Raw genomic sequence first — 17,084 nt, 5'->3', positions numbered from 1 at the left:
ACCGGCTCTAGATCTGGGATGTCAACTCGACTGGAAAATCATCATTGTCGGCATCGCGCATGGCGGCGAGGCTGCGATTGTCCAGCACCTCGGCGATTGCCTGGCGTACTTCCAGCATCATGTGCCGGACCTGACAGGTGGCCTCGTCGCAGTCCTCGCAGCGCTGATATTGCGTGCGGCTGGCGCAAGGGATCGGCGCCAGCGGCCCGTCGAGCACGCGTACGACGTGGCCGATCTTGATCTCGGAGGCGGGGCGGGCGAGGCGATAGCCGCCTTCCTTGCCCTTGCGGCTTTGGACGAAGCCGGCATTGCGCAATTCGCCCAGGATGGCGTCGAGGAATTTCTTCGGGATGTTGTTGGCGACGGCAATGTCGTTGACGAAGGCCAATTGGCCAACCGGAAGGCTGGAAAGATGCACGAGGGCCTTGAGGCCGTATTTGCCTTTTTTCGTCAGCATGCCCAGGTCAACCCGCTAAAAACCCCAACCACCCCGCATCTGGCGGCTGTTTGTGTGCAAATGATGACGCTTTTCCCGCGCGCTGCCGTTTCGCGACAACAAGCCGCCGGATGGCACGTTAGGCACAAACGCGTTGATTCTTTGTAACGTTTTGCACTGCCCCGGCAGAATCCCGGCCGGAACTGGCTGCCGGCACATAAACGAAAAAGCCGGCAAAGCGCCGGCTCTCTCATCGCGTCTCGGTGCCGCGGCTCTCAGCGGCTGCCATAGGCCTGGTCGAGCAGGCCGCCGGCGGCGAAATGCTCTTTCTGGATCTTGTCCCAGCCGCCGAAAACATCTTCCACCGTCAGCAGCCGGATATCGGGGAAATCGGCCTTGTATTTGGCGGCGACGGCGGGGTCGCGGGCCCTCAGGCCATTTTCGGCGGCTATGTCCTGGCCCTCTGGCGTGTAAAGGAAGTCGAGATAGGTCTTGGCCAGGTCACGCGTGCCGTGCTCGTCGGCGACCTTGTCGACGATCGCCACCGGGAACTCCGCCAAAAGGCTGACCGAAGGCGTGACCTGTTCGAACTTGTCGCTGCCATATTCCTTGCGGATGCCGCGCGTCTCGGACTCGAACGTGATCAGCACGTCGCCGATCTCGCGCTGCACGAAGGTGGTGGTCGCGGCGCGCCCGCCAGTGTCGAAGATCGGCACGTTGTTGAACAGCTTGGTGATGAACTCCTTCACCTTGGCGTCGTCGCCCTTGAAGGCTTCCTTGGCGTAGGCGGTCGCCGCCAGATAGGTGTAGCGCGCATTGCCCGAGGTTTTCGGGTTGGGGAAGATCACCTGCACGTCGTCGCGCACCAGATCGTTCCAGTCCTTGATGTGTTTGGGATTGCCGGCGCGCACCAGGAAAGAGGGCAGCGAATAGAAAGGCGAGGCGTTGTCGGGAAAGTCCTTCTGCCAGTCGGCGGAGACGAGGCCTTTCTTGACCAGGAAATCGACGTCGGTGACCTGGTTGAAGGTGACGACATCGGCGCCAAGGCCCTCGGCGATGGCGCGCGCCTGCGCCGAGGTGCCGGCATGCGACTGGTCGATAGTCACGCCGGGATGTTTCTCGATGAAGGCCTTGTTGATCTGGACGAACAGTTCGCGGCCGACGTCATAGGAGGCATTGAGCAGCTTGTCGGCCGACCAGGCTTGGGAGGATGCGAGGACAAGGCCGGCGACAGTGGTGAGGCCAAGGAAAAATCGCTTCATGAAAATGGCTCCGGATGCAATGCGTGTATGGCTTGAAGATAGCCGTGTCGCACAGTGTAGGGCGAGGCATGGTCTCGAGACAGATTGGCCGCGGTTGGAAAAACCTTCTCTAAAATAACCTGTTCGTAGGGTTCCATTCAAACGGCGTTTGCTTAATGGGCTTCGGAAACCGATCCTCCCAGACCGGCTCAGCAACGAAATAGATACACATTGTGTATGCGGCATGCTACGGTAGAGAGCAGGAGCCATCATGACCAAAAGCACAGCTGAGACCCATGCCAAGCCTGTCAATCTTCGCATCCGAGAGGATATACGCGTGGTGATTGACCGCGCCGCCAAAATACGTGGGAAAACCCGCTCCGACTTCATGATCGATGCCGCCTATCGTGCCGCCGAGGACACGCTGCTCGATCAAACATTGATCAAGGTGGATGCGGAGAGTTACCAGCACTATCTCGACATCCTGGACGAACCGCCAAGCGGCGAAGGGTTTGCACGCCTTATGAACGCAAGCAGGCCATGGCAGGGGTGATGCTGTCGGCGCCCACGCCGCTGATCGAACACCACGACATTGAACTTTTCCAGAGCGGGACGGAAAGCCTCGATCAATGGCTTCGACGCAGGGCGCGGGCCAATCAGATCAGTGGTGCATCACGGACTTACGTGGTGGCGGAAGGAGCGCGCGTCGTTGGCTATTATTGTCTCTCTTCGGGCGCGCTCGATCTGGCGGAAGCACCGGGCGCCGTTCGCCGCAACATGCCAGATCCCATTCCAATGGTCGTACTCGGACGTCTCGCCGTCGACGCCAGTTGGCAAGGAAAAGGCCTAGGTGTGGCGCTCTTGCAAGATGCTGTTCTGCGAGCCGGTCAAGCCGCGGCGATCCTGGGGATTCGTGGCATTTTCGTTCATGCGCTATCGGGCGAGGCAAAAGCCTTCTACGAATATCATGGCTTTGCGGCTTCCCCTAGAAATCCAATGACCTTGGTGCTTTCCTTGAAAGGCACGTCGAGCTAGCTCGACGGAAACAGCTTCCAGCGTCCAGGCCTGAAAGCAACCCGGCTTTTCTGCGCCGCCGGGTGGTCGACGGGCAACTCTATCTCCACCCGCTGGCGTTCGCCCCCGATCTCGAGCTCTACCCGCCGCGTGCCGGCGACGCGGCGGCTGGCGGCCACCGTGCCGGCGATGCAGCCGCTGCAGCCGTCCAGCAGTTCGACATCGTGCGGGCGGAAGTACAGCGTCGCATCGCCCGAAGGGGCGTGCGGCGCCGACAGCCCGATCGGACGGTCGGCGAGCCAGATCTCGCCATTCTCGACCTTGACCGGAAGCGAGCTCGATTCGCCGATGAAGCCGTAGACGAAAGGAGAGTTTGGGGTGTCGTAGATGTCGTCGGCGGTGCCGACCTGCTCGATGCGGCCCTGGCTCATCACCACGACGCGGTCGGCAAGTTCCAGCGCCTCCTCCTGGTCATGGGTGACAAAGACCGTGGTGTGGCCGGTGCGGTCGTGGATTTCGCGCAGCCAGCGGCGGAGTTCGCGGCGCACCTGCGCATCGAGTGCGCCGAACGGCTCGTCGAGCAGCAGCACCTTGGGTTCGATCGCCATGGCGCGCGCCAACGCGACACGCTGGCGCTGGCCGCCGGAGAGCTGCGCCGGATAGCGTTTCTCCAACCCTGAAAGCTGGACGAGATCGAGAAGCTCGGAGGCACGGCGGCGGATTTCCGCCGCCGGCGGGCGCGTCGATCCGTGCCGGACCTTGAGGCCGAAACCGATATTATCGGCCACCGTCATATGGCGAAACAGCGCGTAATGCTGGAAGACGAAGCCGACATTGCGATCCTGGATCGATTTCTGCGAGGCGTCCTCGTCGCCGAAGAAGATCTTTCCGCGCGTCGGCCGCTCCAGCCCGGCGATGAGCCGCAGCAAGGTCGTCTTGCCAGACCCCGATGGCCCAAGCAACGCGATCAGCTCGCCGGACTTGATGTCGAGCGACACTTCGTGGAGCGCCGGAAAACGCTCGAACTCCTTGCGCACATTGGCAACGCGAACTTCCATCAACAGTCCCTTTGTAGTGGATGCATGCCTTTATCCCAAACCGGTAGCCGCTCTGGGCGGCATGCGTTTGTCAGTGTCCGCGCGTCGCGGCGAGTTCGGCGCCGTAACGCATCTCGAGCAATGTTTTCAACACCAGCGTGACGAGCGCCAGCCCGGCAAGCAACGAGGCGACGGCGAAGGCGCCGACGGCATTGTACTCGTTGTAGAGGATTTCGACATGCAGCGGCATGGTGTTGGTCAGGCCCCTGATATGGCCCGACACCACCGAAACCGCACCGAATTCGCCCATTGCGCGGGCGTTGCACAAAAGCACGCCGTAGAGCAGCCCCCATTTGACGTTGGGCAGCGTCACATACCAGAAGGTCTGCCAGCCATTGGCGCCGAGCGAGAGGGCCGCCTCCTCGTCGCCATTGCCCTGTTCCTGCATCAACGGGATCAGTTCGCGGGCGACGAAGGGGAAGGTGACGAACACGGTGGCCAACACGATACCGGGCACGGCGAACAAGATCTGGATGCCATGTGCCTTCAGCCACTCGCCAAGCAACCCCTGGGCGCCGAACAGCAGCACATAGACGAGGCCCGAGATAACGGGCGAGACCGAGAAGGGCAGGTCGATCAGCGTGGTCAGGAAAGCCTTGCCCTTGAACTCGAACTTGGCGATCGCCCAGGCGGCGGAAATGCCGAAGACGATGTTGAGCGGCACCGAGATCGCCGCCACCAGCAGCGTCAGCCGGATCGCTGAGCGCGTGTCGGCATTGCCGAGCGCTTCGGTATAGGCACCGATGCCCTTGGCGAAGGCTTCCTTGAAGACGATGACCAACGGCAAGAGTAGGAAGATGCCGAGGAAGGCGAAAGCGATGGCCATCAGCACGGCCTGCGCCGGGCGGCTTTCGGTCACCGCCGCCGACCTGCTCTCGTGATGCGGCTCGTAGGATTTGATCTCGGGATCAGCCATAGCGCTTGCGGCTCCATGTCTGGACCAGGTTGACGACCAGAAGCATGATGAAGGACAGCGCGAGCATGATCGCCGCGGTCGCGGTCGCCGCGGGGTAGTTGTACTCCTCGAGCCGGATGACGATCAGCAGCGGCGCGATCTCGGATTTGTAAGGCAAGTTGCCGGCGATGAAGATGACCGAGCCGTACTCGCCGACGCCGCGGGCAAAGGCCAGCGCGAAGCCGGTGACGATGGCCGGTGCCAGGCCTGGAAACAGCACACGGATGATGATCTGGAACCGGTTGGCGCCAAGCGTGGCGGCGGCTTCCTCTACCTCCTCGTCGATTTCCTCCATGATCGGCTGCACGGTGCGCACGACGAAGGGCAGGCCGATGAAGACCAGCGCGATGATGATGCCTGATGGTGTGTAGGCGACCTTGATGCCAAGCGGCGCCAGCAGATGGCCGACCCAGCCGTTCGGCGCGTAGAGGGTGGTCAGCGCGATGCCGGCGACCGCCGTCGGCAGCGCGAAGGGCAGGTCGACCATGGCATCGACGACGCGCCGGCCGGGAAAGCGGTAGCGCACCAGGACCCAGGCGACGAGCGTGCCGAAGACGACATTGACGGCAGCCGCGACGAAGGCGGTGCCGAAACTGATTTCCAGCGCGTTGATCGTGCGGCGATCGGTGGCGATTGCCCAGAACTCGGTCCAGCCAAGGGCGGCCGAGCGCCAGATCAGCCCGGATAGCGGAATGAGGATGATGAGGGTGAGGTAGGCAAGCGAGAAGCCGAGCGTCAATCCGAAACCCGGAATGACGCTCGGCTGCTTGAACCGCCACCCCGTCTGGGCGGGTGCTGTGGCCATGGAATTCTGGATCGTCCCTTTTTAGTCAACCAGATTGCGGACCGGGCAGATTGCGGACCGGGCAGATTGCGGACCGGGCGGATTGCGGACCGGGCGGATTGCGGACCAGACTTTCACCGCTTGAGAGAGGCGAGCCTGCCGGACTTCCCCTCTCGCCATCGCGGCCTTATTTTGGCTTATAGATCTGGTCGAATATACCACCGTCGCCGAAATGGTAAGGCTGTGCCTTCTTCCAGCCGCCGAACTGCGGGTCGTCGATGGTCACCAGCTTGATAGGCGGCAGCTTGGCGAGATCCTCGGCTGGCACCAGATCGGGCTTGGCGGGACGATAGTGGTTCTTGGCGATGATGGTCTGTGCTTCCTTGGAGTAGAGCCAGCCCAGATAGGCTTCAGCGACCTTGCGCGTGCCCTTGGCATCGACATTGGCGTCAACCACCGCAACCGGCGGCTCGGCAAGGATCGAGGTCGGCGGATAGACGATGTCGAAATTGTCGGCGCCGAACTCGTCGAGTGCCAGATAGGCCTCGTTTTCCCAGGCGATCAGCACATCGCCGAGCCCTTTCCGCGCGAAGGTCACCGTCGAGCCGCGCGCGCCCGTATCGAGCACCGGGGCGTTGGCGTAGAGCTTGCCGACGAATTCCTTGGTCTTGGCTTCGTCGCCGCCATCATTGGCTTTGGCGTAGGCCCAGGCGGCCAGATAATTCCAGCGCGCGCCGCCGGAGGTCTTGGGGTTCGGCGTGATCACCTGGACGCCGTCCTTGACGAGGTCGCTCCAGTCATGAATGCCCTTGGGATTGCCCTTGCGGACCAGGAAGATGATGGTCGAAGTGTAAGGCGCTGAATTGTTTTCGAATTTCGTACGCCAGTCTGGATTGATCTTCTGTGTCTTCGAGACGATGGCGTTTATGTCGCCTTCGAGCGCCAGCGTCACCACATCGGCGTCGAGGCCATCGATTACGGCACGGGCCTGAGCGCCCGATCCGCCATGCGACTGCTGGATGGTCACCGTCTCGCCGGTCTCGGCCTTCCAGTGCGCCGTGAAGGCCTCGTCATAGGCTTTGTACAACTCGCGTGTCGGATCGTAGGACACGTTGAGAATGGTGGTGTCGGCAAACGCGAAACCGAGCGTGCCGAACTGGACAGATGTGGCGATCAGCGCGCCGAGCAGTTTCATGAAATGAGGTTTGGTCATTTCTGCCTCCATTGAACCCATGCCAAGTCTACGGAATTGGTAGAATTTAGATGCAATGAATGTTGCCTTTTTTGCCCTTCTGAAGAAAATCTTTGACGACCTTTGGCGACATCGGGAAATATTTTCCTCGCCGCCGCCCTGCGCAAAGCCAGCGTCCGCCATCGCCCCTATCTAGAGATGGGCAGGTCCGGGGCAAGGCCGTTTAGGGTTGGTGCGGGCCGGTTGGTCGGCGGTTACCGGGAAATCGAAGCGCTGGCTCGCGAACGGTTCGTTCGAGCGGATGGTGCGCGGTTTCGCTCGTCAGCGCGCAAAAGCCAAGGCGCTGAATCGCATGGAGCATTCTGTTCAAGGAACGCTTTCACTGGACAAACACTTTCACGCTGGCCGCCCGTCCCACGGCGTCGATCACGGTCAGCGTCGAATAGCCGGCACCGTCCGGCAGCCAGGTCGCCGTGCGGCGGCGGTCGATGCCGGTGAGCGGCTTGCCGTTGGCCAGCCAGCGGAACGGCGCGCGGCCGCCTTGCAGCTTGAGCACCAGCGGCGTGGCATCGGCCGAGTTGGTGCCGAGATCGACACGGGCGCCGTTGGGCGGAAAGATGATGGTCGGCGCGGGCTCGGTCGGCGCCGCCTGTACCAGGCCGTCCGCACCGGCGCCGAAGCGGGCGAGCGTCACCGGCAGGTCCTCGCGCCTGGGGGTGAAGGAGCCGGGCGGCTTGCCGGGCAATGGGACGGTGGCGAGACCCGATCGGACAAAGCCCTCGAACAAGATCGGCGCGGCCGAGACGTAGCCCGAGAGGCCTGGCACGGCGCCAGCATCGGGACGACCGACCCAGACACCCAGCACATAGCGGCCATCGAAGCCGACCGACCAGGCGTCGCGGTAGCCGTAGGAGGTGCCGGTCTTGTAGGCGATGCCGCGCTGCGAGGCGCCTTCCGGCGGCTTGACGCCTGACAATATGTCGATGATCTGCCAGTTGGCCTGGTCGTTCAGAATGGTGGCGGTCGAGCTTTCGGCATCGGCCGGCTCGGTGCCGTCACGCAGCGAGTGCGTCTTGCCGCCATTGGCGAGCCCCGTATAGAGCTGGACGAGATCGCGCAGCGTGACGCCGACGCCGCCGAGGCCGATGGCGAGGCCCGGCGCCTCGTTGACCGGCAGGATCGGATTTACGCCCGCCTGGCGAAACCGCGCCGTCAGCCGCGCCGGACCGACCGCGTCGAGGACGCGGATCGCCGGCACGTTGAGCGACAGTTGCAGCGCCTGGCGGATCGAGACATCGCCCTGGTAGCCCATGTCGAAATTCTTCGGCCTGTAGCCGCCGAAATCGACGGGGCTGTCCTCGATCAGCGTTTCCTGCGCCACCAGCCCCTGTTCGAAGGCGAGGCCGTAGATGAACGGTTTCAGCGTCGAGCCGGGCGAACGTACCACCTTGGTCATGTCGATCCAGCCGGAACGGCTGGCGTCGAAGAAGTTGGCCGAGCCGACTTCGCCCAGAATGTCGCCGGTGCGGGAATCGGCCAGCACCATGGCGACGGAGAGACGCGGCCCAAGCTTGGCGGCGGCGTCGCGCGCCACCTGTTCGAGGCCCTGCTGGACGCTTTTGCGGATCGTCAGCTTGAGCGGCTGGCCGGGAACGGCCTTGGGCAGCATCGCAAAAGAGGCATGTGCCGCCAGCGCCGGCAAGGTGCGGCGCAGGCCCGACACATCGTCGAGTGCTGCGCGTCTCGCCTCGCGCTCGCCGATCAGGCCCGAAGAGACCATGCGGCTCAGCACACGGTCGCGGGCGGCGTGGGCGATCTCTAGGTTGCGGTCAGGCCGGCGCTTTTCCGGTAATTGGGGCAGGGCGACGAGCAGCGCGGCTTCGGAGACGGTGAGCCGCTTCGGTTCCTTGCCGAAATAGGCGAGCGAAGCGGCGCGCACGCCTTCGAGGTTGCCGCCATAGGGCGCCAGGGTGAGATAGCGTTCGAGGATCTCGCGCTTGGACAGCCGCCGCTCGATCTGGATGGCGCGCAGCATCTGCTTGATCTTGGAGCCGAGGCTGCGGCTTTCGCGCGGCTCGATCAGACGGGCAAGCTGCATGGACAGGGTCGAGCCCCCGGAAACGATGTGGCCGCTGGTGACGAGTTGGCCGGCGGCGCGGCCAAGCGCCAGCACGTCGACGCCCTCATGATCCCAGAAACGCTTGTCCTCATAGGTGACCAGCATGTCGACGAACTGCTTGTCGACCTGATCGAGGCTGGTTCCGAGCCGCCAGTAACCGTCCGGCGTGGCGAAGGCGCGCAGCAACTGGCCATCGCGGTCCTGGACCTCAGTGGAGACGGCGAGTTTTTCAGGAAGCGGGGGCGGGAAGGCGCGGTCGAGCTCCCAAAGGGCTGCCAAGGAAAGTGCCAGGAAGCCGGCGCAAGACGCTGCGGTTATGGCTGCCCGACGCAGAAATTTTCTGGAGAGCATGGCGCCGCCCCTCATTGCCCTGTCGGGCATTTCTCCCCGTATAGGGACGGGGAGAAAGAGGCCTGCGCCGAGGCTTTCGCCAATTTTCGACGTTGCAGAGCAGGTGCCGGCGACCGCGGCAGCCCCCTTCTCCCCGTCACTATACGGGGAGAAGGTGCCGGTAGGCGGATGAGGGGCAGCACCATCGCCATTTTCATCGGCCCCTTACGGCGCCTTGATCTCCATCATGCCGGTGGCGGTGCGCGCCGAATATTGCGGCCGGTACATGTCCTCCACCGTTGCCGCGGGATGGGCGTAGGTGCCCGGCGTCACGGCACGCACGACATAGGCGAGCGTCAGATTGTGGTCGTGGTCGCCGTCGGCCGGGTTGAAAGCCGCGACGAAACGGTCGTCGCGGAATTCGAGATGCGCGGCGTCGGTCTGTGCCAGCCAGGAGAAGTTCGTCAATTGCGCGCTCGAGACCAGGCCGGGATTGTCGATCTCGAAGCCGGCGGGCAGAAGGTCCGTGACCAGCAGGCGCGAGGGCCAGCTGTTCTGCTCGGTGACCTTGAGCACGACGACATAGCGCTCGTTCTGGGTCGCCTCCGTCACATTGGCTTCGGTGCCGTCGAGCTTGTAGTAGGTGCGCGCGATGGTGAAGCCTTCGCCGCCGGCCGGCAAGGGCTGAACCGGCGACGCCACGGTGGTGACGACGGCCTGCAGCGGGGCTTTGCCGGTGTTGGCGATTTCGAGCGGGCTGTCGACGAGGTCGGCGCCGTTGACCTGGTTGGAATAGCCGCCGGAATGTGGCGCGCCATTGACGGTCAGCGTGATCGAATCGTTCCCCTCCTTCAGCGCCCGAGCCGCCAGCAGCATCCAGGAATCGTCCTGGGTGCTGGTCCAGCGGGCTTCGGCGCGTTCCCTGGTCACCAGCTTGACCAGCTCTGGTACGATCGTCGACACCGGCTTCGATTCCGCCGCCAGCGCCAGCATCGCAGCGCCGTCACGCAGCGCCGAGCCATAGTCGGAGCGGTACCAGTCGTAGTCGGTGCTCGACTTGGCGAGCCGCAGCGCGGTCTTGAACGTCGCCTCCGAGCGCTGTGTGTCGCCGTAGAGCGCCAGGCTCGCCGCCAGCTGGGCGACGGCCATCGGGCTCGAGAAGGCTTCCAGCTGGGTATCGGCATAGTAACGCAGGTCGCCGATCGAGGCCTTCTTGTTACGGGCCAGAACATAGAGGGCGTAGGCGATCTCGCTGCCGCGGTCCTGTACGCTCTGGTCGTAGCCGAGCGAGTTCTGCAGGTTGTTCAGCGCCTGGTTCATGGCTTGGGGAGGCACGTCGTATTTCTGCTCACGCGCCCGGGTCAGGAACTCGCTGACATAGGCGTCGAGCCACAGGTCGCCTGATCCCGGACCCCACAGTCCGAAGCTGCCGCTCGAGGATTGGTAGCTCAGGACCTTGTAGATGGCATCCTGGACGCGGCCATGCAGATCGGGATCGCTTTCCATGCCGATGCCGGATGCCATTTCGTTGACGTAAAGGAGCGGCATGGCGCGGCTGGTCGTCTGCTCGGCGCAGCCATAGGGATAGCGGTCGAGCGTCATCAAGAGCGAGGGCACGTCGAAGGCTGCTGCTTGCGAAACACCGACGCTGACCGAAGCGCCGTCAAGCAGGCTCGCCGCCAAGAGTTCCTTGTCGACGCGCAGCGCACCGCCATTGCCCTTGAGGTCGACGACAAGGCGCGTGGTGACCGGCAATTGCGCCGGGCGCACCGGCACATAGAGCGTCTGCTCGACCTTGGTGCCGTCGGCGTGCGCCAGCTTGATGGTGAGCGAGGCATTGCCCGCCGTCCTTGCGATCAACGGCACGGTCAGCGTCTGGCGCTTGCCCTGGGCGAGCGTCAGCTTCTGGGTCACGGGCTTGTCACCCGTCGAAAGGTCGCCGGTGGTGTCGATCGACAGCGCGTAGTCGCCGGCAGGGCCGTCGGTGTCAGCCACGTCGAGCCGCATGACGGCGTTGTCCCCGGGTGCCAGGAAGCGCGGCAGGCCGGCGGTGATCACGATGGGATCGCGCACGATCACATCCGACTGGGCATGACCGACCGCATCCTTGTTCCAGGCGACAGCCATGACGCGCACGGTGCCGTTGAACTGCGGGATGTCGAAGTCGATCCGCGCCTTGCCGTCGGCATCGAGCTGGACCGGGCCGGAGAAGAAGGCGACCAGCTTTTCCGTGGGCGGGCTCCCTTGCGTCTTCATGTTGGCGCCGTCACCGCCGGTCCGCAGCTTGCCGGTGGTGCCCAATGAGCCGTCGATAAGGCGGCCATAGATGTCGCGGATCTCCATGCCCAGCATGCGCTGGCCGAAGAACCAGTTCTCAGGGTCCGGCGCCTTGTAGTTGGTCAGGTTGAGGATGCCGACATCGACGGCGGCGACCATGACATAGGCGTTGCCGCCCGGCTTTACGCCGGCCACGGAAACCGGGATCGACAGCTGCCGGCGCGGCATGGTCTTGTCGGGCGGCGTCAGCGTGACGGCGAGCTTCTTGGCGCCTGGGTCGACCTTCAGCCATTTCACGCCAATGGCGCGGGCCGGCATGCGCGTTTCCTGCGCGTCGCCCGGCCGGAATAGGGTAGCCGTGACATAGGCGCCGGCACCCCAGTCGTCGCCAACCGGGATGTCGACGGTGCTGCCGCCAGCGGGCACGGTCGCCGTGATGGTCTTCAACAGCTTGTCGGAACCGATATTGATCAGAAGCTCGCCGGCAAAATGCGGCGAGACCTTCAGCCTGGCCACTTCGCCCGCGGCATAGTTTTCCTTGTCGAGAGCGATCTCCAGGCCGTCAGGCGTTTCGGTCGTGGTCGAGGCGACATACCAGCCGGCGTCGAACTCATAGCTGGTCGCCGGCCCCTCGGGGTCCGAGGTTTCGACCTCGAGCCGGTACTGGCCCCAGTCGACCGGCACGGAGACGGTGGCGTCGCCATCGGCGCCGAGGTCGATCTGGCCGTTGGCGATCGACTTGGTGAAGGTGACCGGCTCGTAGCTCCACGAATTGTTGGAACGGTACCACTGGTAATTGCGCTCGACCTTGACCAGCGTCCACTGCGCGCCTTTCAGCGCCTCGCGATTGCCGTCCGGATCGACGGCGATCAGGCTGAATTTGGCCGTGCCGCCCTGCGGCACTTCATTGTCGGCGAAATCCGGGCGAATGCCGATCATGTGGCCCTGCGGACGGATGCCGATATTGAGCGAGCGCTCGATGGCGCGCCCTCCGGTTTCGCGCATGCGCACCGTCACCTTGCCGTCGACCAGCTTGGTGGTCGACGGCAGTTGATCGACGGAGATCGGGAAGGTCGCCTTGCCGTCATCGCCAACCACCGGCAGATTGGTGAGCGGCGTGACCGTGGGTTCGGCCGACTGCTCGTCGGCGAGGCCGAAGGAGAAGTTGGGGAAGCGGTCCCAGTCGCGCGACGTCGACAGCGTCAACTCGCCTTCCAGTGCCAGGCCCGCCGCCGGTGCGCCATAGAGGAAGCGGCCGTCAATGTTGATGTTGGCGGTTTCGCCTCGCGCGATTTCCTGCTTGTCGGCCTTCATGTCGAATTCGATGCGATCCGGTACGAAATCCTCGACCAGGAACATCTGGCTGGCCACCGCCGGCTGCTTGGGATCGGTGTGGATCGACACCGACCAGGTGCCGCGCATCGCGTTGGGTTCCAACGGCAAGTCGACGGCGCGACCGCCGGCCGAGGCGCCGTCGCTGACGATGCGGCGGTCCTCGACGCCATCGGGGCGCGAGAAGATGAAGGTCAGCGGCAGGTTCTCGACCGCATTGGCGGCGCCGTCGCGGGCAAGGGCGGCGACATGAACATCCTCGCCGGCGCGGTAGATGCCGCGTTCGGTCCAGGCATAGACATCCAGCGCGCCGGGTGCCGCGCGCCCGGTGACGCCACGGTCGGACAGGTCGAAGCCTGCCTTGGACATGTCGAGGAAGACGAAATCATTGTCGCCCTGCTTGGCCATCAGCACGGCCGGCACCATGCCGCCGTCGCCGCGCGTCAAGCCGGGATTGAACACCGCGTGACCGTCGGCATCGGACGTCGCGGTGCCGAGAACCTCGTTGTTCCTGGCAACCAGTGTCAGTTCTGCGCCGGCAATCGGCTTGGCCGAGCCCAGCGACCGGGCAAAGACGTTGAGACCGTCCTGACCGGTATAGGTGGACAGGCCGATGTCGGAGACGACGAACCACTGCGTGGCCATCGAATTGTAGCTGTCGCTCTTGTCGTTGACCGCCCGCGCGGTCAGCACATAGACGCCGGGCTTGCGCTGCGGCAGGGCTTCGTCGACCGGGAACGAGGTGGTGACCTCCTTGTTGAGGTCGTTGACGATATCGAGCTGGCCATGCCAGACCGGCGCGCCCATCTGCTCGGAAATGTTGGAGATGTCATAGCCGTCGAGCTGGTGCAGGAACTGGTAGCCCGACAGAAGCTGCGCCAGCGAACGGTCGCCGATGCGGTAGAGCTTCATTTCCGCGGCGTTCATGTTGACGGTGACGACCGGAATGCCGCGGCGCGCGCCGGCCGGCAGCACGAAGCTGTCGCCGGTGAAGCGGGCGGACGGCGCGCGGTCCTGTACATAGATCGACAGCACCGTGGGAGCGGCGGTCACTTCGCCGATCGCCGCCGGCAGACCGGCGCGGAAGGTGACGTCGTAATGCTGGCCGTGTTCGAGACCTTCGACGCAGATCTGTTTGTTCTTGGCCTCGACGCCCTTGGGCGGCGCATTGTCGACGGTCACGAATTGCGCGTAGTCGACGCCGGTCTTGACCAGATCCTCGGAAAATTGCGCGCAGATACGCGGCGCACTGGTATCGGCGTCGACGCTGTGGTCGATGACGCGGAAACCCTTGCGGGCCTTGAGATCGGCATAGTCAGCCTGGACGGAAGGCGAACTCACCAGCGCAAGGCTGGCCTCATAGGCCTGCAAGGCCGGCCGGTAGAGATCGCGCTTGTCAAGACCGGCGCCGAGCAGCGCCAGTACATCGGCGCGCGTCCGGGTGGTGCGCAGCAGCTTGTAGGCGTTGAAGGCCGCCGACGTGCCGTTTGTCGGCAAAGTGGAGGCTTCGGATGTGTTGGCGGCGGGCTGCACGGCCAGCGTTTCGCGCGCCAGGTTGAGCCAGAGCTGGCCGTCGTCGGGCATCACCGAGACCGCGGCCTCGTATTTCTGCATGGCGGAGCGATGGTCGCCGGTCAGCACGGCCTGCTCGGCGGCATTGGTCAGTGCGGCCATGCCTTCGGTCGGCTTGTCAAAGGCGGGGCCGAGCAGCTTGTTGCGGTATTGCTGGGCCTGGTCGGCCATCCAGTTGGGGAAGAAGGCAAGCTCCGGCGGCGCGCCGATATCGGGGTCGCCGTCGATGTTGACGATCTTGCCCGCAACCGCGCCATTGAAAGGCTTCAGCTGGTTGTAGTCGGATTTGAGGAAGCACCATTTGGCCTTGGTGTTGTAGGTGAAGGCACGGCAGGCCGGATCGCCGAGGCAGGTCGTCTTGCACTGGTCGAGCGTGACGTTCTGGTCGGATCGGAGGTCGAAACCGAAATAGTCGGAATTGTCCGTTGTTGCGATTTTTCGCGCCTCGGCCGCTTGCGCGACAGTGCCCAAGGCAAAAAGGAGAAGGATGAGAATCGACAGACCACGAGCCGCGCGCATTGCCATAACACCCTCCAGACAATTGCAGACGTCCGGGCATGTTCAAGCTTCAGTCGGGCTTGTCAACGCGCGGGCGCGGCAGGTTTCCGCCTGCCAACGGTTTATTTTCCGGCCGATCGCCGGTATGCGGACAATAACCTCCATAGGACAGGGGATCACGCTTTCTTGCGGAGCCGCAAAAGGTGTGAATTCCAAGCCCGTCCTATTTCAGACAATTGGATTGTGGCCCCTTTACGAGCGCTTCAGAACTTCATTCCAATTTTAGTTTTGTGAATTAGGTTGTCTTAATGCCGGCGTATGAAAAGCAGATGTCAGGGGGTACCGCGCCAGGGCGCGTGCTTCCGCGCGCCCTGCTTTTGGCCATGATGTGCTCGGCCGCGCTGGTTGCCGGATCGAGATCAGCGGCCGCGTTCGAGCTTTTCGGCATCAAGCTGTGGGGGTCCTCCAGCGACGAAGACGCCGACATCGTCGATCCGCTGCGCTACGCGGTGACCCTCACCGCGCCCGATGCCGACAAGGACCTCGTCAAGAAGCTCGAAAATGCGTCAGCGCTGAAAGGCGACGAGGGCCGGCCCGTCTCGGGCTCGCTCGGGCTGATGGCCAAGGCGCGCAGCGACCGCGAACAGCTGGTCGCGGCCCTTTATGCCGATGCCCGTTACGAAGGCGTTGTCACCATCACCATCGATGGCAAGCCGCTCGACGCGTTGCCGCCGGACGCCGAATTCAAAGGCCCGCAGCCCATTCCGGTGGCGATCAATATCTCGGCCGGTCCCAAATTCACCCTCGGCAACATCCGGCTGGAGGGCGACGCGGCTGGGCTGATGGGCGCCGACTATGGCCTGATATCAGGCGGCGACGCCGGCTCCGGCGCGGTGCTCAAGGCCGAAGCGTTGGTCGTGCGCACGCTGAAAGAGCAGGGCAGGCCGCTGGCCAAGGTGACGGACCGCCAGATCGTCGCCGACCACGCCACCTCGACGCTCGACGTGACGCTGACGGTCGCCGCCGGCCCGGTCGCCGGCTATGGCGCGACCACGGTGGAAGGCACCCAGAAGGTCGACCGCGACTTCACCGAATACATGACCGGGCTGAAGCGCGGCAAGCAATACTCCCCGCAGGAGATCAGCGATGCGCGCGACAGGCTGCTGGCGCTCGAGGTCTTCAACAGCGTGACGTTCAAGGAAGCCGACAAACTGGACGCCGACGGCAATATTCCAATCGGCGTCCAGGTCAGCGAACGCAAGCCGCGCTATTTCGGGCTTGGCGGCACGTTTTCGAACACCGAGGGCCTCGGCCTGGAAGGCTATTGGGGACACCGCAACCTGTTTGGTCACGCCGAGAAGCTGCGCATCGACGGCGCCATCAGCGGCATCGGCAACAACAATCTGTCGGACCTGAACTACAATGCCGGCATCATGTTCGAGAAGCCCGGCGTGATCGGACCGGCCTCGAAATTCTTTGCCAGCGTGAAAACGGTCTTCGAGCACCCGGACGCGTATGACCATTTCTCGGTCAAGGGCAGCACCGGCCTGTCCTATGAACTCGACAAGAAGCAGACCGTTTCGGCCGAGGTGGCGCTCGACTATTCACGCATCCGCGATGCCTTCGGCAAACACACTTACCTGATCGCCAGCGTTCCCCTGCAGTATGTCTATGATAACAGGGACAGCCGCCTGAACCCGACCAAGGGCTTCAGGGTGCTGGCCTATGCGGAGCCCAGCTACGACATTCTGAGCGGCGCGGCCTTCCTCAAGCTGAAGGGCGAGGGATCGGCCTATCAGTCGCTGGATACAGCCTCGAAATTCGTCCTGGCCGAACGCGTCTCCGTCGGCTCGATCGTCGGCACGGGGCTCGAGAATGTTCCGGCCGACAGGCGCTTCTATTCCGGCGGCGGCGGCTCGGTGCGCGGCTATGCCTATCAGGGCATCGGTCCCAAGGATTTCACCGGCCAGCCGATCGGCGGCCTGTCCTTCTTCGAGACCTCGGTTGAGATGCGCATCGCCGTCACCGACACAATCGGCATCGTGCCGTTCGTCGATGCCGGCACGGTGTCGACCAGGTCGGTTCCCAACTTCTCGGACGTCAAGGTCGGCGCCGGCATCGGCTTGCGCTATGTGACGCCGTTCGGGCCGCTGCGCATCGACGCCGCCGTGCCGCTCAACCGCGACCCCAGCGATCCGCATTTCGGCATCTATGCCGGCATCGGGCAGGCGTTTTGA

11 protein-coding genes are annotated in these 17,084 nt (G+C 63.7%); 3 read left to right on the top strand and 8 right to left on the bottom strand.

All coding sequences use genetic code 11. The features are described 5' to 3' along the window. Positions 1-7: 7 nt before the first annotated feature. Both FJ930_RS20660 and FJ930_RS20655 read right to left on the bottom strand, forming a co-directional pair. Entirely contained in the window at positions 8-457 is a 450-nt protein-coding gene (locus tag FJ930_RS20660; protein WP_023768256.1) for an Rrf2 family transcriptional regulator, read from the bottom strand. A 254-nt stretch (positions 458-711) separates the two neighbouring features. Then, positions 712-1,698 (bottom strand): sulfate ABC transporter substrate-binding protein, encoded by a 987-nt coding sequence (locus FJ930_RS20655; protein ID WP_141839899.1) that lies wholly within the window; start codon positions 1,696-1,698, stop codon positions 712-714. Between the two features lie 247 nt (positions 1,699-1,945). Here FJ930_RS20655 and FJ930_RS20650 point away from each other — a divergent pair, with 247 nt between their 5' ends. Together FJ930_RS20650 and FJ930_RS20645 are read left to right on the top strand one after the other, a co-directional pair. Continuing rightward, positions 1,946-2,230: a DUF1778 domain-containing protein gene (locus tag FJ930_RS20650; RefSeq protein WP_140747804.1), complete on the top strand. Its 285-nt coding sequence runs from the start codon at positions 1,946-1,948 to the stop codon at positions 2,228-2,230. Further along, positions 2,230-2,712 carry a GNAT family N-acetyltransferase gene (locus tag FJ930_RS20645; protein ID WP_141839954.1) on the top strand — a complete coding sequence of 161 codons (483 nt, stop codon included), beginning with the start codon at positions 2,230-2,232 and terminating at the stop codon, positions 2,710-2,712. The genes FJ930_RS20650 and FJ930_RS20645 overlap by 1 nt, the downstream gene beginning before the upstream one ends. On the opposite strand, the gene FJ930_RS20640 is transcribed toward FJ930_RS20645, so the two are convergent. The 6 genes from FJ930_RS20640 to FJ930_RS20615 form a co-directional block, all read right to left on the bottom strand. Next, positions 2,709-3,749 (bottom strand): sulfate/molybdate ABC transporter ATP-binding protein, encoded by a 1,041-nt coding sequence (locus FJ930_RS20640; protein ID WP_141839898.1) that lies wholly within the window; start codon positions 3,747-3,749, stop codon positions 2,709-2,711. The genes FJ930_RS20645 and FJ930_RS20640 overlap by 4 nt on opposite strands. Positions 3,750-3,819: 70 nt before the next feature. Beyond that, on the bottom strand, positions 3,820-4,704 hold the full coding sequence (gene cysW, locus FJ930_RS20635; protein ID WP_140747810.1) for a sulfate ABC transporter permease subunit CysW: 885 nt from the start codon (positions 4,702-4,704) through the stop codon (positions 3,820-3,822). Next, on the bottom strand, positions 4,697-5,548 hold the full coding sequence (cysT, locus tag FJ930_RS20630; RefSeq protein ID WP_140747813.1) for a sulfate ABC transporter permease subunit CysT: 852 nt from the start codon (positions 5,546-5,548) through the stop codon (positions 4,697-4,699). The genes cysW and cysT overlap by 8 nt, the downstream gene beginning before the upstream one ends. Positions 5,549-5,714: 166 nt before the next feature. Further along, complete coding sequence (locus FJ930_RS20625; protein WP_141839897.1) at positions 5,715-6,740, bottom strand: sulfate ABC transporter substrate-binding protein; 1,026 nt, start codon at positions 6,738-6,740, stop codon at positions 5,715-5,717. 358 nt (positions 6,741-7,098) lie between these two features. After that, the gene (pbpC, locus tag FJ930_RS20620; protein ID WP_141839953.1) at positions 7,099-9,204 is read right to left on the bottom strand and encodes a penicillin-binding protein 1C; all 2,106 of its coding nucleotides are present in this window, start codon (positions 9,202-9,204) and stop codon (positions 7,099-7,101) included. Between the two features lie 189 nt (positions 9,205-9,393). Further along, positions 9,394-14,874, bottom strand: a complete 5,481-nt coding sequence (locus tag FJ930_RS20615; protein WP_141839896.1) for an alpha-2-macroglobulin family protein — start codon at positions 14,872-14,874, stop codon at positions 9,394-9,396. 281 nt (positions 14,875-15,155) lie between these two features. Between FJ930_RS20615 and FJ930_RS20610 the strand changes: the two genes are divergently transcribed. Next, a complete protein-coding gene (locus FJ930_RS20610; protein ID WP_141839895.1) occupies positions 15,156-17,084 on the top strand; it encodes an autotransporter assembly complex family protein in 1,929 nt (642 codons plus the stop codon).

Source organism: Mesorhizobium sp. B2-4-15, assembly GCF_006658505.1.
Taxonomy (GTDB): domain Bacteria; phylum Pseudomonadota; class Alphaproteobacteria; order Rhizobiales; family Rhizobiaceae; genus Mesorhizobium.
Note: the sequence above shows the minus strand (reverse complement) of the source record. Positions and strands in the feature narration are given on the sequence as shown.

Coding starts and splice junctions, on each gene's coding strand:
- FJ930_RS20660 (WP_023768256.1), bottom strand. CDS start 457: ATGCTGACGAAAAAAGGCAAATACGGCCTCAAGGCCCTCGTGCATCTT.
- FJ930_RS20655 (WP_141839899.1), bottom strand. CDS start 1,698: ATGAAGCGATTTTTCCTTGGCCTCACCACTGTCGCCGGCCTTGTCCTC.
- FJ930_RS20645 (WP_141839954.1), top strand. CDS start 2,230: ATGCTGTCGGCGCCCACGCCGCTGATCGAACACCACGACATTGAACTT.
- FJ930_RS20640 (WP_141839898.1), bottom strand. CDS start 3,749: ATGGAAGTTCGCGTTGCCAATGTGCGCAAGGAGTTCGAGCGTTTTCCG.
- cysW (WP_140747810.1), bottom strand. CDS start 4,704: ATGGCTGATCCCGAGATCAAATCCTACGAGCCGCATCACGAGAGCAGG.
- cysT (WP_140747813.1), bottom strand. CDS start 5,548: ATGGCCACAGCACCCGCCCAGACGGGGTGGCGGTTCAAGCAGCCGAGC.
- FJ930_RS20625 (WP_141839897.1), bottom strand. CDS start 6,740: ATGACCAAACCTCATTTCATGAAACTGCTCGGCGCGCTGATCGCCACA.
- pbpC (WP_141839953.1), bottom strand. CDS start 9,204: ATGAGGGGCGGCGCCATGCTCTCCAGAAAATTTCTGCGTCGGGCAGCC.
- FJ930_RS20615 (WP_141839896.1), bottom strand. CDS start 14,874: ATGGCAATGCGCGCGGCTCGTGGTCTGTCGATTCTCATCCTTCTCCTT.
- FJ930_RS20610 (WP_141839895.1), top strand. CDS start 15,156: ATGCCGGCGTATGAAAAGCAGATGTCAGGGGGTACCGCGCCAGGGCGC.